This window comes from Micromonospora maris AB-18-032, assembly GCF_000204155.1.
In the GTDB taxonomy this organism is placed as follows: domain Bacteria; phylum Actinomycetota; class Actinomycetes; order Mycobacteriales; family Micromonosporaceae; genus Micromonospora; species Micromonospora gifhornensis.
In genome coordinates this window covers 3,197,306-3,217,305 of record NC_015434.1, presented here as the reverse complement: position 1 = coordinate 3,217,305, position 20,000 = coordinate 3,197,306, and the positions used below count along the sequence as shown (strand labels likewise).

Sequence of the window (20,000 nt, the reverse complement as noted above, 5' to 3'; positions counted from 1 at the left end):
CAGCGCGGATCGGCTGATCGGTCCACTGTGTAAGACTCGATCGATCGATCCGGCACCCGTACGGCCCGGTCTACGGTCGGGAATGCCATTCACGGACGTCGTCATTCCGGTCGAGTGGGCCTCGGAGCCCCTGGCACCCGCCGAGTTCACCGGTTCCGGCGCCACCACGGCGCCGCTGACCTGGGCTCAGCAGGTGCTCTGGCGCTCGATCAGCCGGTTCGGCTCCAACCACCGCTTCCTCAACCTGCGGCGTACCGTCGGCGTCTCGGCGCGGGCCGCCACCGACGTGCCCACCGCGCTGCGGGCGGTGGGTGCGCTGGTCGGCCGGCACGCCGCGCTGCGCACCCGGTTGCCGCTTGTCGACGGCGAGCCACGGCAGGAGGCGGCGGCGGACGGGGTGCTGCCGGTGCTGCTCTGTCCCGGGGTGGGCGACGGTGCCGAGGCGGCCCGGGCGGCCGCCGACCGGCTCGCCGACGTCGCGTTCGACCACGCCGCGGAGTGGCCGCTGCGGGTGGCGCTGGTGACGGTGGACGACCGGGTACGCCAGGTCGTGCTGGTGTTCAGTCACACCACTGTGGACGCGCACGCCGCCGAGGTGGTGATGCGTGACCTGCGGCTGCTGTTGCTGCGCGGGCGGCTGCCCACCCCACCCGGCCCGCAGTCGACCGACGTGGCCCGACTCCAGCACGGCCCGGACCGCCGACGCTCCGACCGGGCGGCAGCGTACTGGCTGCGGGAATACCGGCGGCTGCCGCCGGAGCCGTGGGAGCAGACCGGCCCGGGCCTCGACCCGCCGGCGCGGCGCGGCGTGCTGGTCTCCTCCGCCATCGACACGGCCGCCCGGATGGTCGCCGCCCGGCACCGGGTCAGCGCCTCCGCGGTGCTGCTGGCGGCCTATCACGCGGTCGCCGCCCGACACAGCGGCCGTACGCTTGTCGGCCTGTATCCCATGGCGCACAACCGGTTCCGCACCGAGTACGCAAACGCCGTGGCGAACCTGGGTCAGGTCGGCTTCTGCGTGGTGGACCTGACCGGCCGTCCCGACTTCACCGAAGTGCTCTCCCGTGTCTGGATCGCCTCGCTCAACGGCCTGCGGCACGCGTACTACCACTCGGCCTCGCTGCGTGGGACCTTCGAGGAGCAGGGCATCGACTTCGACTCGTTGTTCGGGCCGCACTACTACTTCAACGACGTACGGATGTCGGTCGGTGGTGGCCCGACGCCACCGGTGGCGACGCCCGCCGACCTTCGGGCCGCCATGGCCGCCAGCACCTTCTCCTGGACGGAAGGGCTGGAGCAGACGGCCTGGCACATGTTGGCCCACGTCGTGGACGAACCCGGCGGGGTGGGCATCACGCTGACCGCCGACACCCGGCACATCGCGATGGACGCCGTGCAGACGCACCTGCGCGAGATGGAGGAACTGGTGGTGGCCGCCGCCCACACCGACGTGCCCTGGCCCTGGTCACCGCCCGTCACCGGCGCGCCTTCCGCCACCGACGCGCCAGCCGAGGCGGGTGTCGTGACGGTCGTCGCCGACGGCGAGGAGATCGTCTCCGCGCCGTTCGCCGGTGGGCGCGCCGCCAACGCGCCACTGACCTGGGGACAGCGGGCGATGTGGCGCAGCCTGGACGAGTTCGACTCCCCTGCCGGGTACCGGGCGCTGCGCCTGCCCCGTCAGCTGCCCGTCCCCGCCCGCGCGGAGCTGACCGTCGCGCGGGCGGTCACCGCGATCGGCGCGCTGGTCAGTCGGCACGAGTCGCTGCGCACCCGGTTCCGCCGCCGCGACGACGAACTGCACCAGGAAGCGGCTGCGGCGGGCGAGCTGCCCGTGCTCGTGCACCCCGTGGAGCAGCCTGAGGCCGATCCCTACGGCCGCAAAGCCGCGGCCGGGTTGACCGCCCGACTGGGTACGCCCCGGTTCGACCATGTCGCCGAGTGGCCGCTGCGGGCCGCGCTGGTCACCGTCGACGGCCGGGTACGGCAGGTGGTGGTGGTCTTCAGCCACGCCACAGTCGATTTCCACGCCAGCGACCTGGTGCTGCGCGACCTGCGGGCGTTGCTGGCCGGAGCAAGGCTCACCGCACCTGGTCTCCAGTCGCTGGCGCTGGCCGGCCGGGAGCGCGATGTCGAGCAGCGGCGCTCGCAGCGGGCGGTGGCGTACTGGGTACGGCAGTTCGCCGGTCTCCCGCCGAGCCTGTCCGAGGCGGTCGGGCCGGCACCGGAGCCCCGATACCGACGTGGTTCGCTGGTGTCCCCGGCGGTCCACCACGCGGTGCGGCTGATCGCGGCCCGGAACCGGACCAGCACCGCCAACGCGATACTGGCGGCCACCGCCGCCAGACTGACCGGCGACAGCGGGCAGCGCGCGTGCGGGATCGTCGTGATGGCCAACAACCGCTACCAGCCCGGCCATGCTCAGGCGATCGGCACGCTCAACCAGATCGGTCTGTGCCGGCTCGATCTGTCCGGCAGGCCCGGCTTCACCGAACTGCTGTCCCGGACCGGGCGGGCGGCCTTGGACGCCTACCGGCACGCCTACTACGACCCGGCGGTGTGGGAGCGCACCTTCACCGACCTGGGACACGATCACCCGACCTTCCTGGCGCCCTACTGCTACCTCAACGACGCCCGGCTGCTGCGCGAGGTCGACCCACCGCCGACGGGTCCGGACGAGGCCACCCTGCGGGCGCTGGTGCCGGAGGGCCATTTCCGCTGGCTGGCCGAGCTGGAGCAGTTCCCGTGGCGGTGCCGGCTCCAGGTACTCGACGCGGACGACGCGGTCGAGTTGGTCGTCACGGCCGACACCCGGTACTTCCCGGCGCAGCGGGTCGAGCCGTTCCTGCGCGGCATCGAGTCGCTGTTGGTCGAGGCGGCCCACCGGGACATGCCCTGGCCCTGGTCGGTGCCGGCCGGATGACACGCAGGTGCACCGATAACCGCTCGACCGGCGCGACGCCGGATGTGATGATCCGGCGATGTCTTCCTCGCGTCGTGACCTGCTGCGCTGGCAGTTCGACCTGACCTGGTCGCTGTTCGACTACCACCTGCAGCGGTTGACGCCGGCGCAGTTCCGCTGGGAGCCGGTCGCACACTGCTGGACGGTGCGCCGGGACGCGGCGGGCCGGTGGGTGCCGGACTGGGCCGACACCGAGCCCGATCCGGTGCCGGTGCCCACCGTCGCCTGGCTCACCTGGCACATCGGCTGGTGGTGGAGCGTCGCCCTCGACCACCTGCAGGGCCGGCCACCCCGCGAACGCACCGAGATCCACTGGCCCGGCGACGGTACGCCCACCATCGAATGGCTGGACGAGCTACGGACGCAGTGGCACGACGTGCTGAACCGGCTCACCGACGCCGACCTCGACCAGGTCGCGCCGTTCCCGTGGCCGTACGACCCGGAGCACACCGTGGCCCATCTGCTGGCCTGGGTCAACGCCGAGTTGATGAAGAACGCCGCCGAGATCGGTCAACTCCGGCTCCTGCATCAGGCGGACTCGGCCTGATCGTTCATCCGGCGGGTCAACTCGGCCGCCCGGTACGCCGCGACCTGACGTGCCTGGCCGGTCACGAAGCGCCGCAGCAGCGCCGGGGCGGTGGCCGTGACCCGCTCCTGCACCCGCGTCCCGGTCTCCTCGGCAGTCAGGTCCACCACCGCGCGTAGTCGCACCCGTGCGGGACTGACCACGTCGCTGACCAGTTGGGCACCCGGCCGGGTGGTGACCATTCGTACCCGGATCCGGTTGTCCCAGCGCAGCAGGCGCAGGAACCGGAACCGCTCCACCGCGACGTAGTCGGTCACCGTGCGTCCCTCGGCGTCCCGGCTGGTCCGCACGTCGTCGACCGCCACGATCAACGGTGACAGTCCGATGTAGCTGTGCGGATCACTCAGATGAGTGAACACATGGTCCACAGAGGAGGAAACCAGGAAGGTCGTCACGAAAGCGATCTCGGGAGCAGGGCCGTCGAGCACGCTCTCATCCTGCCATCGACGACCGTGAACCGACATCTGTATAAGCGAATCATCGAAATGTTTGGTCAACCGTCGGATGACCGGTCGTGAGCTGCGCCGTAGCGTCAACGCGATTCACCTCGCACGGACTTGGTCACACAACGTGACCGCCGGGCGAGTGTCGCGGACAGCCGCGACGGACCGCCTCGGCGGTGGTGGATCGGAGCCCGCGCTGTCCTTTCAACCCCCAAAAGGAGCAAAGGTGCCCCTACAGCCCCGACGATCTCGTGGCAGACGCGCCGCAGGGGTGGTGCTCACCACCACCCTCGTCGCGTCACTGACCACACTCGCCGCCAACCCCGCCTCGGCCGCGCCCGAGGAGGCCCCGGCCCGGTCGAACCCGCTCTTCCTGACCGGCCCGAACGCCGGTGCCGCCGAGGACATCGCCATTCGCTACCTGCGCGGCAACGCCGCCGCGCACGGGGTGAACGCCGCGGATCTCAGCGACCTGAGCATCCTGTCCAGCTACACCAGCCGGCACAACGGCGTCACCCACGTCAACCTGGCGCAGCGCCACCAGAACCTGGAGGTGTTCGGCGCGGTCGCCACGGTGAACATCGCCAAGGACGGCAGCGTCATCCTGGTCGGCGAAACCCTGGTCACGGACCTGGCCAAGGGCACCTCCGGCACGGCGGACCTCAACGCCGTCGACGCGGTCGAGGCCGCCGCCGACGCTCTGGACCTGGCCGCGCCGAAGAGCCCCAAGGTTCTCAGCCGGGCCGGTGGCGCGGCGCAGAAGACCGTGGTGTCGGAGAGCGGCATCTCCGACGAGCCGATCCCGGCGAAGCTGGGTTGGCAGCCGACCGAGGACGGGCTGCGCCTGGCCTGGCAGCTGGTCATCGACGACTCCTCGGACTCCCACCTGTGGAACGCCACCATCGACGCGGAGACCGGTGAGCTGCTCGACGTCGACGACTGGACGACCCAGCACGAGGCCCACGAGGTCGCCGACAACCTGGACGCCCTGGCGCCCGGGCGGGCCACGACCCTGAACACCGCTGCGTTCCACACCCACGAGCCGGTGCAGGACGGCTCCAGCTACAACGTGTACGCCGGACCGGCCGAGAGCCCGAACGACGGCCCCCGCACCGTGGTGACCAACCCGGCCGACCGGGTCGCCTCGCCGTACGGCTGGCACGACACCGACGGGGCGCCGGGCGCGGAGTTCACCACCACCCAGGGCAACAACGTCCACGCGTACCAGGACACCGACAGCAACAACGCCCCCGACTTCGGCAGCAGCCCGGACGGCGGGCCGAGCCTGACCTTCGACAACCCGGTCGACCTGAACGAGCACGCGCAGAGCTACCGGGACGCGGCGACGGCGAACCTGTTCTACTGGAACAACATCATCCACGACGTCACCTACCGTTACGGGTTCGATGAGGCGTCGGGCAACTTCCAGATGAACAACTACGGCCGTGGCGGCGTGGGCGGCGACTACGTCCGGGCCGAGGCCGCCGACGGTAACGGCACGAACAACGCCAACTTCTCCACCCCGGCCGCCGACGGTGGCGCGCCGCGCATGCAGATGTTCCTGTGGCCGGGCAACCAGTTCGGGGCCCAGAACCAGGTCGTCGTGGACGGCGTGGGCTCCTTCGACGCGACCTGGTCGCGGTTCAGCCCGGCGCCCTCGGTCGCCGGTCTGCCGGGGCACCGCTTCGTCTACGCCGGTACCGGCTGCAACACGGCGGCCTACCCGGCGACGCTGCCGGGCGGCAACTGGATCGCGGTCGTCGACGGCGGCACCGCGGCCTGCACGTACCTGCTGCGTACCCAGGTGGCCCAGTCGCTCGGCGCCAAGGCCGTGGTGGTGGCGCACAACGCCACCAGCGCCGCGCCGGTGCTGACCGGTGCCATGACCACCGCGCCGGTCGCCATCCCGGCGGTCGCCGTGAGCCAGGCCGACGGCAACGCCATCAAGGCCGCCATCGCCGCCGGTGACGTCACCGGCTCGGTCCGCAAGCACCCCAGCCACCCGGGCATCCGCGACGGTGACTTCGACGCCGGCATCATCATCCACGAGTACGGTCACGGCATCTCCAACCGCCTGACCGGTGGCCCGGGCGTCAACTGCCTCAGCGGCAACGAGCAGATGGGTGAGGGCTGGAGCGACTACTTCGCCGTCACCATGCTGCTCGACCCGGCGCTCGACACCGCCGACGGGGTGCGTGGCATGGGTCCGTACGCCCTCTTCCAGGAAGACCGCAGCGGTGCCGGCATCCGGCCGCGTCCGTACTCGCGGAACATGGACATCCAGCCGTTCACCTACGACAGCATCAAGACCGGTGGCTGGCTCAACGGCACCTCCCTGGCCGCGCCGCACGGCATCGGTCACGGCTGGGCCGCCGTGCTGTGGGACATGACCTGGGACCTGATCGACCGGCACGGGTTCAACCCGAACGTCTACGACGCGTGGAACACCGGCGGTAACAACCTGTCGCTGCAGCTGGTCATGGACGGACTCAAGATGCAGGGCTGCGGCCCCGGCCTGGTCGCCGGCCGCAACGGCATCATCGCCGCGGACGCCGCCCTCACCGGCGGCGAGAACGCCTGCACCCTGTGGGCCTCGTTCGCCCGCCGGGGCCTCGGCTACAGCGCCGTGCAGGGCACCACCAACCGCGACGACAACACCGAGGCGTTCGACACCCACCCGTCCTGCCGCGGTGACTTCCTCAACCGTACGGGAATGAACACCCTGGACGCCGGCGACGCTGCGCCGATGCAGTTCCAGCTCGCCAGCAACCGGGGCCTGGACATCCTGGCCAGCAACTCCCCGTACTCGCGACTGGTGGACTGCGACACGCTGCAGACCGTCAACCCGAGCGGGCCCATCACCCCGCGGCCGACCCCCGTCAAGGCGGTCAACCCCGGCAACTCGAAGATGTCGGTCAACGCCAAGGGTCGGTACAACTACGTGTGGAAGACCGACCCCGCCTGGGCCGGCACCTGCCGAGAGTTCGTACTCACCCTCGACAACGGATTCCAGTACCGCACCTACTTCAAGTTCATCGGCTGAAGCCCTAGCAGCTGATCCGAAGTAGAGCCGGAGGGAGCGTCCCGCACGACGGAACGCTCCCTCCGGTGCGTACAGCCCCTGACACCGTGGCTGACCACGGCCGCGGTGGATCGCGGTGACAAGCCGCCGTACCCCGTACAGCGAAGGAGCCTTTGGTGTCCTCATCCCCCCGGAGATCTCGTGGTCGACGCAACGCCGCGTTGGTGTTGTCCACCACCCTCGTCGTGTCCCTGACATCGGTTTCCGCGCCCGCCTCGGCGGCCCCCGAGGAGGACGCGGGTACCTCGAACCCGATCTTCCTCACCGGCCCGAACGAGGGCGCCCCCGAGGCCGTCGCCGTCAACTACCTGCGGGCCAACCCGGTCCAGCACGGGGTCAACGCCGCCGACCTCAGCGACCTCGCGGTGGCCTCGATGTACACCAGCCGGCACAACGGGGTCACCCATGTGAACCTGGCCCAGCGGCACCAGAACCTGGAGGTGTTCGGCGCCACCGCCACGGTGAACCTGGCACGGGACGGCAGCGTCGTCTTCGTCGGTGACAGCCTGGTCGCCGACCTGGCCGAGAAGGCCTCCGGCGCGGCCTCGCTGGACGCGGTCGAGGCGGTCGAGGCCGCAGCCGAGGCCCTCGACCTGGCCGATCCGAAGAGCCCACGGGTGATGAGCCGGGCCGGTGGCGCCGCCCAGCGCACCGTGATCTCCGGCAGCGGCATCTCCGAGCAGCCGATCCCGGCGAAGCTGGGCTGGCAGCCGACCGACGACGGGCTGCGGCTGGCCTGGCAACTGGTCATCGACGACTCGTCGGACCCGCACCTGTGGAACGTGGCCGTCGACGCGCAGACCGGGGAACTGCTCGACAGCGACGACTGGACCTCCCACGACCATCCCAAGGACCTGGCCGCCACCCTGGGCCGGCCGGAGCAGCACGCGGCCACCACCGCCGCAGACATCGAGATCCCGACCGTCCTGCCGCGTAACCAGGTCGTCGACGGGTCCAGCTACCGGGTCTTCGAGTTCCCGAAGAACGACGCCAACGAGGGACCGCGCAACCTGGTGACCAACCCGGCCGAGGGGACCGCCTCGCCGTACGGCTGGCACGACACCGACGGGGTGCCGGGTCCCGAGTACACCATCACCCGCGGCAACAACGCCCACGCCTACACCGACCGGGACGCCAACAACCAGGTCGACCCGGGCAGTTCCCCCGACGGCGGACCGGGTCTGACCTTCGACTTCCCCGCCGACCTCGACGAGCACCCGCAGACCTACCGCGACGCCGCCGTGGTCAACCAGTTCTACTGGTGCAACATCGTCCACGACCTCACCTACGGCTACGGCTTCGACGAGCCGTCCGGCAACTTCCAGGTCAACAACTACGGTCGCGGCGGCGTCGGCGGCGACGACGTGATGTGCGAGGCGCACGACGGCTCCGGCCAGAACAACGCCAACTTCTCCACCCCGGCCATGGACGGCGGCCGGCCCCGGATGCAGATGTTCCTCTGGCCGGGCAACCAGTTCGGCCTGCCCAACGCGGTGACTGTCGGTTCGGGTGCCGGCGCCGCCACCTACCAGGCGGAGTACGCCCGGTTCACCCCCGCGCCCACCCGGGCCGGCTTCGCCGGTGACCTGGCGCTCGTCAACGACGGGGTGGGCGCCACCGGCGACGGCTGCACCGCGTACAGCATGCCGGCCGGCGCGATCGCCGTGCTCGACCGCAGCAGCAGCTGCAACTACTACACCCAGGTCAGCAACGCCGAGCAGGCCGGCGCGGCCGCCGTGGTGGTCGTCAACAACGTGGCCGGCGCCCCGGTGGTGATGAACGGGTCGATGAACCCGGCGGTCGGCATCCCCGCGGTGATGGTGAGCCAGGCCGACGGCAACGCCATCAAGGCCGCCCTGCCGTCCGCCGGACGGGTGCACCGCAACCTGGACCGCCCGGCCATGCGGGACGCCTCGTTCCGCGCGGAGACGATCTTCCACGAGTACGGTCACGGGGTCTCGCTGCGGCTCACCGGTGGCCCGACGGTCAACTGTCTGACCGGTAACGAGCAGATGGGCGAGGGCTGGAGCGACTTCCTCGCGATCGTCTCGCTGATCAACCCCTCCATCGACAACCCCGAGGGCCCGCGTGGCTACGGCCAGTACGCGCTGTTCCAGGACAGCCGTACCGGTGACGGTTTCCGGCCGCGTCCGTACTCGCGGAACATGGACATCCAGCCGTTCACCTACGACAGCATCAAGACCGGTGGCTGGCTGGACGGCACGTCACTGGCTGCCCCGCACGGCATCGGTCACGGCTGGGCCGCCGTGCTGTGGGACATGACCTGGGACCTGATCGACCGGCACGGGTTCAACCCGAACGTCTACGACGCGTGGAACACCGGCGGCAACAACCTCGCCCTGCAACTGGTGATGGACGGGTTGAAGATGCAGGGCTGTGGCCCCGGCTTCGTCACCGGTCGCAACGCCATCATCGCCGCGGACGCCGCCCTCACCGGCGGCGAGAACGCCTGCAGCCTCTGGGCGTCCTTCGCCCGCCGAGGGCTGGGCTACAGCGCGGTGCAGGGCACCACCGGTCGCGACGACAACAGCGAGGCGTTCGACACCCACCCGTCCTGCCGCGGTGACTTCCTCAACCGTACGGGGATGAACACTCTCGACGCCGGTGACGCTGCGCCGATGCAGTTCCAGCTCGCCAGCAACCGGGGCCTGGACATCCTGGCCAGCAACTCCCCGTACTCGCGACTGGTGGACTGCGACACCCTGCAGACCGTCAACCCGAGCGGGCCCATCACCCCGCGGCCGACCCCCGTCAAGGCGGTCAACCCCGGCAACTCGAAGATGTCCGCCAACGCGAACGGTCGGTACAACTACGTGTGGAAGACCGACCCCGCCTGGGCCGGCACCTGCCGAGAGTTCGTCCTCACCCTCGACAACGGATTCCAGTACCGCACCTACTTCAAGTTCGTCGGGTAACCCCTGACGCAGAGCCGGGGAGCGTTCCGCGCCACGGAACGCTCCCCGGTCCGTGAGCAGGGCAGATCAGGCGTAGAAGCCGGTCCGCAACTCGATGCCGTGCTCCAGCCACGCCTTGAGGCAGCAGAGCATGTTCGTCCAGCCCTCACAGTTGCCGTACGAGGCGCGCTGCCCCTGCGGGGTGGGTCGCCAGCCCTCCTCGGCGATGGTGACCAGGGTGCGGTCCTCCCCCAGCGGCTCGAACTCCATGGTGACGGTCGTCTGGTAGGCCCCGGTCGACTCCTCCCCGTCGTCGGCCGCCCAGCGCAGCACGATCCGTCGGTCCTGCTGCACCTCGACGACCTCGACCGGGAAGGCCCCGGGGAAGTCGGCGAAGTCCCAGCTGACGGTGGCGCCGGCGGTCAGGCGTCCCTTGGCTCCCCCGGTGGTGAAGTAGTGGGAGAGCTGCTCCGGGTCGACGACGGCCTCGAACACCTCATGCACCGGACGGCTGATCCGGCCGGCGATCTTGAACCGCAGGTCCATGCTGATCTCCTCACGCTGACATGTTGTATTTTTATAACATGTCAGACGGTCGCGCCGAGCCCGACAACCCGGACCAGGATCTGGACGAGGTGTTCAAGGCGCTCGCCTCACCGACCCGTCGGCGCCTCCTGGACCTGCTCAAGGACCAGGCCCGCACCACCGGCGACCTGTGCGAACGGCTGGCCCCCCTGGACCGGACCACGGTGCTGCAACACCTGCGGGTGCTGGAGGCCGCCGGGCTGGTCATCGCCCAACGCAAGGGGCGCGAGCGGTGGAACCACCTCGACCCGCTGCCGATCAAACGCATCCACGACCGGTGGATCGGCGCGTACGCCAGCGCGGCGGTGAACAAGCTCGCCGCGCTCAAGTCCACCCTGGAGCACTCGACCCCGGGGTAACCGTCAGCTCATGACCCTTGACACTCCGATGTGTCTGCACGAAGATCAATGTTGTGCGAAGCGCCTACCTGACGAAGCGAGGTCACATCGACCTCCTGCGCGTCGCCAGCGCTGCCTGTCGACCCTGCCGCTGACGCCGGGTCATCCCCCCTTCCTGCCCGCACGGACGACTCCCTGCCGTAGGTCTCCGGCCCTACCGGCACGCCCGTGTACGGCATTCGCTTCATCCGACAGGAGAGCTGTCCATCGTGCACACCATGTCCGTACGCCTGGCCACCGCCGGGCTCACCCTCGCCCTGCTGGGTACGGCGGCCTGGGTCGCGCCGGCGAACGCCTCGGCGTTGCCGGCCGTGCCCCCATCGTCGCCCGGCATCCACCAGATCACCGGTTACCCCCGGCAGAACGTACTTCCGGTCTGGCCGGCCAACCCCGCCGACGCCTCCATCCCGATCGGCGTCATCCCCTACCACGACATCGCGCCGAAGCTGAACGCGTTGCAGGCCACCAGCAACCGGGTCTCCGCCCGGGTGGCCGGCACCTCCAGCGGCGGCCACGACCTGTACGCGGTCGTCGTCACCGCCCCGGAGACGCGGCAGCAGGCCCGCCAGCAGGAGGAGTGGAAGCGCCTCATCGAGGAGGACCCGGTCCGGGCCCGCACCGACCGCAAGCTGCTGGCCGGGTACAAGACGCCGTTGTTCGTCAACGCCAACATCCACGGCAACGAGTGGGAGGGCACCGACGCGGCGCTGCGGGTCATCGAGGAGTTCGCCACCAGCCGTGATCCCGAGGTGATCCGGCTGCTGGAACGCAACCGGCTGATCTTCAACGTGACGGCCAACCCGGACGGCCGGATCGCCGGCACCCGGGCCAACGGCAACGGCTACGACCTCAACCGGGATCTGACAATCGTCTCGCAGCCGGAGACGAACCTGATCCGCGAGCTGATCATCGACACCAAGCCGATCATCACCCTGGATCTGCACGGCTACGTCAACCCGACGCTGCTGCACCCGAGCACCCCGCCGCACAACGTCAACAACGAGTACGACCTGTTCATCAAGCACGCCCTGCCGAACGCCCTCGGCATCGAGGAGGACCTGCGGGCGCTCGGCTACGCCGAGACGCAGCGGGCCCGCATCCCGTTCCGCGACGACGCGCCGGGGGTCTGGGACGACTTCCCGCCGATCTACGTGCCGTCGTTCGCGTTGTTGCAGAGCAGCATCCCGTACACCATCGAGGCGCCGCTCAACCCACGCGGGACCAACCTGACCCCGCAGGAGCGCGTGCGGCGCTCGGGCATCAACACCGACGTGCACGAGGTGGCGATCGCCTCGTCGCTGCGCTACATCCAGGAACACCGCAACCAGCTCATCTTCGACCAGGCGGAGGTCTACCGGCGCGGCTGGGCCGGTGAGCCGCTGCGGGACATCCCCGACGGCTACGTGCCGGGCTGGGGTCCGGAGGACAACTACAACACGGTGTTCCCCCGGGCGTACGTGATCCCAACCGGTGCCGGGCAGCGGTCCGAGCCGGCCGCCGCGCGCCTGGTAGACCTGCTCATCGGCAGCGGTGGCCGGGTGTGGCAGGCCAAGCAGTCGTTCCGGGCCAACGGCACGAGCTACCCGGCCGGCTCGTACGTCATCGACCTGCACCAGCCCAAGCGGGGCCTGGTCAACTCGCTGCTGGAGCCGGGCATCGACCTGACCGACCGGGTGAACGACCTCTACGCCGGCCCGGCGGCCTGGAGTCAGGGCCTGACCTGGGGCGCCACCGTCGACACGCTGTGGGACGCCAAGCTGCCGAAGGTGCAGCTGAAGCAGGTGTACGACGGGGTGGCCACCGGCACCCTGCCGCCCGCCAACACCGACGTACGGCTCGACATCCAGGACGCCGCCGACCTGCTGGTGGTCAACTCGCTGATCCGCAACGGCCTGCGGGTGCACCGGCTCGCCGACGGGTCGGTGGTGGTGCAGACCACCCCGAGCAGCCGCAAGCTGCTCCAGGATGCGGTCAAGACGCACGGCGTCACCTTCGAGCGGGCTCCGGCGCGTTGGACGGGCACCCCGCTGGGCGAGATCGTCGTCGGTTACCTGGGCGGTGTCGAGGCACGGGACACCCTGGCCGCCCTCGGCTTCGCGACCCGGGCGGTCACCGCCGCGACGCTTGCCGACACGCTTACCGACGACGTCGACGTGCTGCTGGTGGCGAGCAGCCTCAACGTGGCGAACCTGACCGCGACCAACCGGGCCGCGCTGGACGCCTTCCTGGCCCGTGGCGGCGGCGTGGTCGGCCTCGGCACCGCCGGGGCGAGCTTCGGCAACGCGACGTCGCTGTTGAGCGTCACCGCCACCGCCGGGCCGTCGCTGGCCAGCGGGGTGGCGAACGTGGTGAACCGGGGTGGTCCGGTCACCGCCGACGCCAGCGCGTACAGCTTCATCAGCCAGCCGGTCTGGTTCACCAACCTCGGTGCCGGGGTGAGCGTGGAGCAGTCGTACGCGGCGGACCCGCTGCTAGCCGGCTGGTGGGCGAGAACCGGGGCGAACGGGCAGGCCGCTGCCGCGAACCAGGCAAGCATCGTGCGCACGGTGAGTGCCGGCGGCAACGGGGTGGTGCTCTTCGGCACCAACCCGACGTTCCGGCTGCACCCGAAGGGGCTGCACCCGCAGTTGGGTCGGGCCCTGCTGTGGGCCGCGCAACCGTGAGTTGACAGTGCGGGCCCCGGCGATCTCGCCGGGGCCCGCGTCGCCGCCCCGCCCCCGTAAAGGGGCCGAATGGCCTGGTCGCCGGGGGTGGGCAGCGGACATCATGGGGTCATGACGGGCCGTAGACCGGATGCCAGGTGTCCGCTCCGCCCCGGGCAGCCGTGCACGCTGTGTCAGCTGGATGTGACCGGGCCGCAGGACTGCCCGCTGGTCTACCTGGTGATGACCGACGAGGAGTTACGCGCCGGCACGCACCGGGCGTCCACCAGCCGCAGCGCGTTGGCACCGGCGACCAGCCGGCGCTCCGCTTCGTCGAGCCCGGCCTGAGTCAGGGCCGTCTCGACCCGCTCGCGGCTGGTCTCGCGCGCACCGATCGGCCAGTCCCCGCCGACGAGCACATGATCGGCACCGAGCAGGTCGGTGGCGAACCTGATCGCCGCCGGGACGAAACCCATCGTGTCCAGGTAGACGTGGGCCCGCTGCGACGCCGGGGCCGCCGCCGTGATGTGCTGCCCCTCGTCCGTCGCGGCGGCCAGGGACAGGCCGGCCACCCCGAGCATCGGGAACACCACGTGCAGCCCGGGCAGCTCGGCCAGTACCCCGTCGACCAGCAGCGACAGCAGCGCGGCGGCGTTGATGGTGCCGCGGGCCAGTGAGGTGCCGAACCGGCCGAGACCGGCGAAGGCTAGGGTCATCGCCGCCGGGCTGATCGGGTGGGCGAAGACCGGGACGCCGAGTTCCGCCGCGACGGTGAGGGTGGGCCGGGCTGCCGCCGCGCCGAGCAGTTGCCCGTCCGTGGCGCAGTCGACCACCAGGCCGGACAGTCCCAGCTCCCGCACGGCGCGGACGGCCTCGGCGGCGGCGGCGTCACCGGCGAAGGCGTCGACGGTGGCCAGGCCCCGCAGCCGCTGCGGCGCGGTCGCCACCGCCTCGGCGAGATGGTCGTTGAGCCGACGCAGGTCGTCCGGGTGGGTGCGTTCGCCGTGCGGGGTGACCAGGGCCGGTGGCGCGCTGAGCACCCGCAGGTCGACGCCGCGCCGGCCGGCCTCGGCGAGCAGGCCGTCCAGGTCGGCGATGCGGCGGGCCAGCCCGTGCCAGCGCCGCACCAGTTCGGGCGCGGCCTGGTGCGGGGGCAGGGCCGGGTAGGCCGGACAGGCGTAGTGGGTGTGGAAGTCGGCGACGAACATCGACGGCATCACAGGTCGATGAAGGTGTACGTGAAGCCGCGCTCGGCCCGGTGCACGTACCCGGCGGCCGGGAACGGGAAGTGCGTCGGCACCAGCAGATCGCCGGAGCCGGCGACCCGCTCCAGCAGCCGACGCCGCTGGTCGGCCGAGTCGCCCGGCACGACGCAGTACCGGATGCTCCACTCCGGGCGTTCCAGCTGCACCCCGTGGTGCAGCATGTCACCGGCGAACAACGCCCGCCGACCGGCCGACTCGACCACCAGGTAGACGTTGCCGGGGGTGTGCCCGAACGCGGGCACCAGGTGGATCTCGGGGCTGATCACGTGGTCGGCGGGGATCAGATCGAGCACCCCGGCGTCACGCAACGGCAGGATGCTGTCGGCGAGGTAGTCACCCGTACGCGCCATGGCCGCCGCTCCCTCGGGGCCGGTCCACCAGTCGTACTCCTCGCGGACGACCAGATAGCGGGCGTTAGGGAAGGTCGGCACCCAGCCACCGGCGCCGTCGGAGCTGGTGGCGAAGCCGACGTGGTCGACGTGCAGGTGAGTGAAGACCACCGTGTCGATGTCGTCGACGCTGACGCCGGCCCGCGCGAACTGTTCCAGGAAGGGCCGGTCGGCGCGGTCGAACACGCCGCCGTTGCGCGGCTTGCCGTTGCCGCCACCGGCGTCGACCAGGATCAACCGGTCACGGGTCTTCAGCAGGTGGGCCTCCTGGTTGAGCACGATCCGGCCGTCGCGAGTCCAGGGCTCGGCCGTGTAGAACGCGCCGTCGGTCCAGGACTCGGTCGCCAGCTGGGGGAAGAAGTCCGTCGGGAGGGGGAAGTAGTCGACCTCGCGGATCGGGAACACCTCGACGTCGCCGACGGAAAACGACCAGAGCGGGCCGTCGCCGCCGCCGGTGTCCTGCCAGCGGGGCGTGGTGTCGGGCTGCGGGTTGGTCATGGAGCCACCTCTTCCAGGTGCGGTGTGCGGCGTACCTGCGCGTAGACCTGGGCGCGCAGCTCGCCGAAACGGGCCGATGAGCGGGTGCCGAGCTGGTCGCGCTCGGCCGGCAGGTCGATCGGGAACCCGGCGATGACCCCGGCCGGTGAGGCGCCGAGGACGACCACCCGTTGGCCCAGGTAGACCGCCTCGTCGATGTCGTGGGTGACGAACAGGACGGTCATCGCGTACCGGCGCCAGAGGCGGGCGAGCAGATCCTCCAGGTCGCCGCGGGTCTGGGCGTCGACAGCGGAGAACGGCTCGTCCATCAACAACAGCCGGGGCCGGTACGCGACGGCCCGGGCGATGGCGACCCGCTGCTGCATGCCACCGGAGAGCTGCCACGGGTACGCGTCGGCGGCCTGGCCCAGGCCGACCGCGTCGAGCGCCTCGGCGACCAGTTCTCGGCGTTCGGCACGACCGACACCCCGGCTGCGCAGCGGCAGCTCGACGTTCTGCCGGACGGTCTTCCAGGCGAACAGGCTGCGCCCGTACTCCTGGAACACCACGCCCAGGTCGGCGGGGGGTTCGGTGACCCGTCGCCCGGCCAGGAAGACGTCTCCGGTGGTGGCGGGCAGCAGCCCGGCGATGATCTTCAACAGGGTGGTCTTGCCGCAGCCGGAGGGGCCGACGACGGCGACGAACTCGCCGTTGTCGACGGTCAGGTCGACCTGGGCCAGGGCATCCACCGTGCGCTCCCGCGCCCGGTAGGACTTGCCCAGGTCGACGATGCGCAGCAGGGCGTCGTCGGTGCTCACCACGACTCCTCTCGTCCGGTGGCGCCGCGATGCCACCGCAGGGCACGCCGCTCGATGAGTTCGAAGACTTTTGCCAGGCCGAAGCCGAGCAGGCCGAGCAGGAGCACGCCGCTCCACATCTCGGGAATCGCGAAGGTGCGCTGGAAGCGGATCACCGTGAAGCCCAGCCCGTCGGTGCTCATCAGCATCTCGCTGACCACCATCACGATGAGCGAGATGCCGAGGGCCTGCCGCGCCCCGGCGAAGACCTGCGGGGTGGCGGCGCGCAGAATCAGCCCGTGCCGGGTCCAGGCCCGCAGCCGGTAGGCGGCGGCGGTGTCGAGTTGGACCTCGTCGACGGCGCGTACCCCGTCGGCGGTGTTGAGCAGAATGGGCCAGACCGCGCCCGACGCGATGACGATCAGCTTGGTGGCGTCGCCGATGCCGACGGCGACGAGCAGCACCGGGATCAGCACCGGGGCGGGCAGCACCCGGAAGTAGGCGAGGATCGGGCTGGTCAGGTCGCGTACCACCGACCAACGGCCGACCAGGTAGCCGACGCCGACGCCGACCAGCAGCGCCGCGGCGTACCCCGCGGCGAGCCGCCGCAGACTGGGCAGCACGTCACGGAAGAAGACCTCGGAGAACCACACCTGACCGAACGCCTCGACGATGCGGCTCAGCGGCGGCAGGAAGATGGTGGTGCTGTCCGCGCTGAGCACCCACCAGGCGGTGAACAGCAGCACCGGCAGGCCCAGGGCGAGAGCGACGGTGCGGGCGCCCCGGTTCAGGCCGGCGACGAGCGTTGCCTTCATCGGGCCGCCACCTCACGCCGGGTCGCCACATGCCAGTGCAACAGTCGTCGCTCGGCCAGCCGGGCGGCCATGTCGAGGGCGATGCCCACCCCGCCGGTCAGCAGCACCAGCGCGTACATGCCGGTGAACTCGCCGGATTCCTGGCTGGACCAGATCAGCTCGCCGAGACCGGCGGCGCCCATCACCAGCCCGCCGGTGATGGCGAGGGCGAGGGCCACCGAGACGATCAGCCGCAACGCCGTGCCGAGGTACGGCAGCACACTCGGCCAGGTGACGTGGATGATGCGACCCAACCGGCCGAGCCGGATGGTGCGGGCGGTGTCCACGGCCACCTGGTCGACGTCACGCAGACCGTAGAGCACCTGGAACAGCACGATCCAGAAGCAGGAGACGGCGACCAGCAGGACGGTGATCTGCCCGACGTCGAGCACCAGCACCAGCACCGGGATCAGCACGATCGACGGCACCGGGCGCAGGAAGTCCAGGGTGGACGAGGCGGCCCGCAGCAGCCACGGCACCGAGCCGACGGCGAAGCCGACCACGACTCCGGCCACCAGCGCGATCAGCAGGCCGACCGCCGAAACCAGCAGGGTGCGGCCGGTCGCGGTCCAGAACCGCGCCTCGGTGAGCAGTTCGGCGGCGCGCGGCACGATGGCCGTCAGCGGCGGTACGTGCAGCGGTGAGAAGAACGCCCGGGTCACCGCCTCGTAGCCGATCGCGGCGAGCAGCAGCCCGAGGATGCCGAGCACCCGGCGGCCGGTGGTGCCGGCCGGCCGCCGGGTGTGGGCGGGCGTACGACTGCCGGTGGTCACGGCAGGATCAGCTCGTCGAGGTCGGGTGTGGTGTTGATCAGGCCGTCGCGTCGGGCGTACCCGGCCAGCTTCTCGGCGGCCTGCCGGCTCACCTCGTCCCGCCAGCCGGTGATGGTGATCTTGGCAGCCACCTCCGGGGTGATCTGGGTGAAGGTGGGGATCTTCGCGCGGACCTCGTCCTCGTGCTCGCGGGCGTAGGCGTACGCCTCCCGGATCGCGGTGCGAAACGCGGTGACCACCTCGGGCTTGCGCGTGACCAGGGCGCCGGAGGTGTACCAGGCGGAGACGGTGAGGTCTTCGGCCAGGTCGGTGAAGCCCCAGCCGATCGGCACTGCGCCCTGCGCCTTGGCCGCGGACAGGAACGGCTCGACCACCCAGGCGCCGGCCACCCGGCCCTCGCTGATGGCGGCGGGCACCTGCGGGAAGGGGATCTCGACAAGCTTCAGCGATTCCGAGTCGCCGCCGTCGGCCCGCACTGCCTCCCGGGCGGCGGCTGCGGCGATGTTGGTCAGGATGTTGACCGCGACGGTCTTGCCTTCGAGCTGTTTCGGGCTGGTGATGCCGGAGTCGGCGGCCACCACCAGCGCGCCGTAGTCGGCGCCGGCTTTGCCGGTCGAGGCGGACGCCGGCACCACGGCCTTGACGTCCAGACCCTGGGTGCGGGCCACGATGAGGGTGGTGAGGTCGCCGGTGGCGAAGTCGACCTTGCCGGCGAGCACCGACGGTACGGAGGTCAGGTCGGAGGTCTCGGTGTCCACCTCGACCTTCAGGCCGTGTCTGGCGAAGATGCCCTTGTCCTCGGCGAGGTAGATCGGGGCGAGGTGGCCCAACGGTGACGAGGCGAGGGTGATGGTGGTCAGGCCGTCGTCCGTACCGGCGGCGTCGGTGGCCTGGTCCGAACCGCAGCCGGTCACGGCGGTGCCGAGCAGCGCGGCGGCGAGCAGGCCGGCGGCGCCACGGCGGAACGTGGTGGGAAGGCTGGGGTGACCGGTGATCCGGGTCGTGCGGAACATGGTTGATCTCGATTCTCAGGTCGTGGAGGGGTTGGTCGACGCCGGTCAGAAGCGCAGGCGCAGGTCGAGGTCCTTGACGTGGTCCGGGAAGGGCGTCACGCCGCCGAGGGCGAGCGCGCCGAGGCTGGATTCGGCCGCTTCCTCGATCGCCACCACCAGGCTCGCGGCGTGCTTCGCGTCGTCTCCGGCGACGAGCAGGCCGTGGTTGCCGAGCAGCACCCCGTACGTCTGCGGGTGGGCCTGGTAGGTCTCGGCGATGGTGCGGACCGCTTCGGCGGTGCCGCGGGGCGCCCAGGGCGCGACCGGGACGTCGACCGCCTGCCCGTGCACCAGCAGCGCCTCGTAGCGGGCGGGGAGGCTGACCGAGGCGAGGGCGTAGCTGGTCGCGTGCGGCGAGTGGGTGTGGATGACCGCGTTGACGCCCGGGCGGGTGCGGTAGACGCCGACGTGCATCTTCAGGATGGCGGCCACCGACGGGCTGGGCGCGCCGTAGCGCACCTCGCCGTCGAGGTCGACCACGACGACCTCGTCGTTGACCGTACGCAGCGCCGGTAGGCCGACCCGCAGGTCGTTCGCCGGCCAGGGGCGCAGCAGTTCGCCGGCGTTGACGGCGAGCAGGTTGTCGTGTCCGGGCAGGCGGACGCTGATGTTGCCGTGTCCGCTGGCGGACATCGCCGAGGCGGCGAAGATCCGGTTGATTCCGGTGGTCAGGTCGGTGCGCGCGGCGGCCAGTTCGTCGGCGCCGAACGGGGCGTGACGCAGTGTCGAGGGTGTGGGGGTGTGCAGAGTCATGGCGTAGCAGCCTTGTCGTCGATGGGTGTG

At 70.9% G+C, this 20,000-nt stretch carries 17 protein-coding genes; 8 read left to right on the top strand and 9 right to left on the bottom strand.

Features of this window, described 5'->3' with window-relative positions:
- Nucleotides 1-82: 82 nt before the first annotated feature.
- Both VAB18032_RS14255 and VAB18032_RS14250 read left to right on the top strand, forming a co-directional pair.
- Nucleotides 83-2,920: a condensation domain-containing protein gene (locus tag VAB18032_RS14255; protein WP_013733556.1), complete on the top strand. Its 2,838-nt coding sequence runs from the start codon at nucleotides 83-85 to the stop codon at nucleotides 2,918-2,920.
- A 58-nt stretch (nucleotides 2,921-2,978) separates the two neighbouring features.
- Entirely contained in the window at nucleotides 2,979-3,506 is a 528-nt protein-coding gene (locus tag VAB18032_RS14250) for a DinB family protein (protein WP_013733555.1), read from the top strand.
- Here VAB18032_RS14250 and VAB18032_RS14245 read toward each other — a convergent pair.
- Nucleotides 3,488-3,973, bottom strand: coding sequence for an SRPBCC family protein (locus VAB18032_RS14245; RefSeq protein ID WP_126712019.1), 486 nt, complete (start codon nucleotides 3,971-3,973; stop codon nucleotides 3,488-3,490). The genes VAB18032_RS14250 and VAB18032_RS14245 overlap by 19 nt on opposite strands.
- A 241-nt stretch (nucleotides 3,974-4,214) precedes the next feature.
- On the opposite strand from VAB18032_RS14245, the gene VAB18032_RS14240 reads away from it, so the two are divergent.
- Together VAB18032_RS14240 and VAB18032_RS14235 are read left to right on the top strand one after the other, a co-directional pair.
- A complete protein-coding gene (locus VAB18032_RS14240; protein ID WP_232510801.1) occupies nucleotides 4,215-7,031 on the top strand; it encodes a M36 family metallopeptidase in 2,817 nt (938 codons plus the stop codon).
- Between the two features lie 155 nt (nucleotides 7,032-7,186).
- Nucleotides 7,187-10,006 carry a M36 family metallopeptidase gene (locus tag VAB18032_RS14235; RefSeq protein WP_244881192.1) on the top strand — a complete coding sequence of 940 codons (2,820 nt, stop codon included), beginning with the start codon at nucleotides 7,187-7,189 and terminating at the stop codon, nucleotides 10,004-10,006.
- A 66-nt stretch (nucleotides 10,007-10,072) separates the two neighbouring features.
- Here VAB18032_RS14235 and VAB18032_RS14230 read toward each other — a convergent pair whose 3' ends face one another.
- On the bottom strand, nucleotides 10,073-10,531 hold the full coding sequence (locus tag VAB18032_RS14230) for an SRPBCC family protein (protein ID WP_013733551.1): 459 nt from the start codon (nucleotides 10,529-10,531) through the stop codon (nucleotides 10,073-10,075).
- Between the two features lie 38 nt (nucleotides 10,532-10,569).
- Between VAB18032_RS14230 and VAB18032_RS14225 the strand changes: the two genes are divergently transcribed.
- From VAB18032_RS14225 to VAB18032_RS33535, 4 genes are all read left to right on the top strand, one after another.
- Nucleotides 10,570-10,929, top strand: coding sequence for an ArsR/SmtB family transcription factor (locus VAB18032_RS14225; RefSeq protein WP_013733550.1), 360 nt, complete (start codon nucleotides 10,570-10,572; stop codon nucleotides 10,927-10,929).
- A gap of 53 nt (nucleotides 10,930-10,982) precedes the next feature.
- Nucleotides 10,983-11,063: a putative leader peptide gene (locus VAB18032_RS33540; RefSeq protein ID WP_350697899.1), complete on the top strand. Its 81-nt coding sequence runs from the start codon at nucleotides 10,983-10,985 to the stop codon at nucleotides 11,061-11,063.
- Between the two features lie 123 nt (nucleotides 11,064-11,186).
- The gene (locus VAB18032_RS14220) at nucleotides 11,187-13,631 is read left to right on the top strand and encodes a M14 family zinc carboxypeptidase (protein WP_148272278.1); all 2,445 of its coding nucleotides are present in this window, start codon (nucleotides 11,187-11,189) and stop codon (nucleotides 13,629-13,631) included.
- 69 nt (nucleotides 13,632-13,700) lie between these two features.
- Complete coding sequence (locus VAB18032_RS33535) at nucleotides 13,701-13,958, top strand: DUF6767 domain-containing protein (protein WP_366651463.1); 258 nt, start codon at nucleotides 13,701-13,703, stop codon at nucleotides 13,956-13,958.
- Here the strand turns inward: VAB18032_RS33535 and VAB18032_RS14215 are convergent.
- From VAB18032_RS14215 to VAB18032_RS14185, 7 genes are read right to left on the bottom strand one after another with little or no spacing between them, the layout of a single operon-like run.
- Entirely contained in the window at nucleotides 13,844-14,827 is a 984-nt protein-coding gene (locus tag VAB18032_RS14215; protein ID WP_013733548.1) for an amidohydrolase family protein, read from the bottom strand. The two genes, VAB18032_RS33535 and VAB18032_RS14215, sit on opposite strands and share 115 nt — an antisense overlap.
- Entirely contained in the window at nucleotides 14,827-15,762 is a 936-nt protein-coding gene (locus tag VAB18032_RS14210; protein ID WP_013733547.1) for an MBL fold metallo-hydrolase, read from the bottom strand. Before VAB18032_RS14210 ends, VAB18032_RS14215 begins: the two co-directional genes overlap by 1 nt.
- The gene (locus VAB18032_RS14205; RefSeq protein WP_232510799.1) at nucleotides 15,759-16,559 is read right to left on the bottom strand and encodes an ABC transporter ATP-binding protein; all 801 of its coding nucleotides are present in this window, start codon (nucleotides 16,557-16,559) and stop codon (nucleotides 15,759-15,761) included. Before VAB18032_RS14205 ends, VAB18032_RS14210 begins: the two co-directional genes overlap by 4 nt.
- Nucleotides 16,556-17,353 carry an ABC transporter permease gene (locus VAB18032_RS14200; RefSeq protein WP_013733545.1) on the bottom strand — a complete coding sequence of 266 codons (798 nt, stop codon included), beginning with the start codon at nucleotides 17,351-17,353 and terminating at the stop codon, nucleotides 16,556-16,558. Before VAB18032_RS14200 ends, VAB18032_RS14205 begins: the two co-directional genes overlap by 4 nt.
- Entirely contained in the window at nucleotides 17,350-18,165 is an 816-nt protein-coding gene (locus VAB18032_RS14195) for an ABC transporter permease (RefSeq protein WP_013733544.1), read from the bottom strand. The genes VAB18032_RS14200 and VAB18032_RS14195 overlap by 4 nt, the downstream gene beginning before the upstream one ends.
- The gene (locus VAB18032_RS14190; RefSeq protein ID WP_013733543.1) at nucleotides 18,162-19,178 is read right to left on the bottom strand and encodes an ABC transporter substrate-binding protein; all 1,017 of its coding nucleotides are present in this window, start codon (nucleotides 19,176-19,178) and stop codon (nucleotides 18,162-18,164) included. Before VAB18032_RS14190 ends, VAB18032_RS14195 begins: the two co-directional genes overlap by 4 nt.
- 45 nt (nucleotides 19,179-19,223) lie before the next feature.
- A complete protein-coding gene (locus VAB18032_RS14185; RefSeq protein ID WP_050814607.1) occupies nucleotides 19,224-19,970 on the bottom strand; it encodes a class II aldolase/adducin family protein in 747 nt (248 codons plus the stop codon).
- Between the last annotated feature and the right edge of the window lie 30 nt (nucleotides 19,971-20,000).

Coding starts and splice junctions, on each gene's coding strand:
- VAB18032_RS14255 (WP_013733556.1), top strand. CDS start 83: ATGCCATTCACGGACGTCGTCATTCCGGTCGAGTGGGCCTCGGAGCCC.
- VAB18032_RS14250 (WP_013733555.1), top strand. CDS start 2,979: ATGTCTTCCTCGCGTCGTGACCTGCTGCGCTGGCAGTTCGACCTGACC.
- VAB18032_RS14230 (WP_013733551.1), bottom strand. CDS start 10,531: ATGGACCTGCGGTTCAAGATCGCCGGCCGGATCAGCCGTCCGGTGCAT.
- VAB18032_RS14225 (WP_013733550.1), top strand. CDS start 10,570: ATGTCAGACGGTCGCGCCGAGCCCGACAACCCGGACCAGGATCTGGAC.
- VAB18032_RS14220 (WP_148272278.1), top strand. CDS start 11,187: ATGTCCGTACGCCTGGCCACCGCCGGGCTCACCCTCGCCCTGCTGGGT.
- VAB18032_RS33535 (WP_366651463.1), top strand. CDS start 13,701: ATGGCCTGGTCGCCGGGGGTGGGCAGCGGACATCATGGGGTCATGACG.
- VAB18032_RS14215 (WP_013733548.1), bottom strand. CDS start 14,827: ATGCCGTCGATGTTCGTCGCCGACTTCCACACCCACTACGCCTGTCCG.
- VAB18032_RS14210 (WP_013733547.1), bottom strand. CDS start 15,762: ATGACCAACCCGCAGCCCGACACCACGCCCCGCTGGCAGGACACCGGC.
- VAB18032_RS14200 (WP_013733545.1), bottom strand. CDS start 17,353: ATGAAGGCAACGCTCGTCGCCGGCCTGAACCGGGGCGCCCGCACCGTC.
- VAB18032_RS14190 (WP_013733543.1), bottom strand. CDS start 19,178: ATGTTCCGCACGACCCGGATCACCGGTCACCCCAGCCTTCCCACCACG.
- VAB18032_RS14185 (WP_050814607.1), bottom strand. CDS start 19,970: ATGACTCTGCACACCCCCACACCCTCGACACTGCGTCACGCCCCGTTC.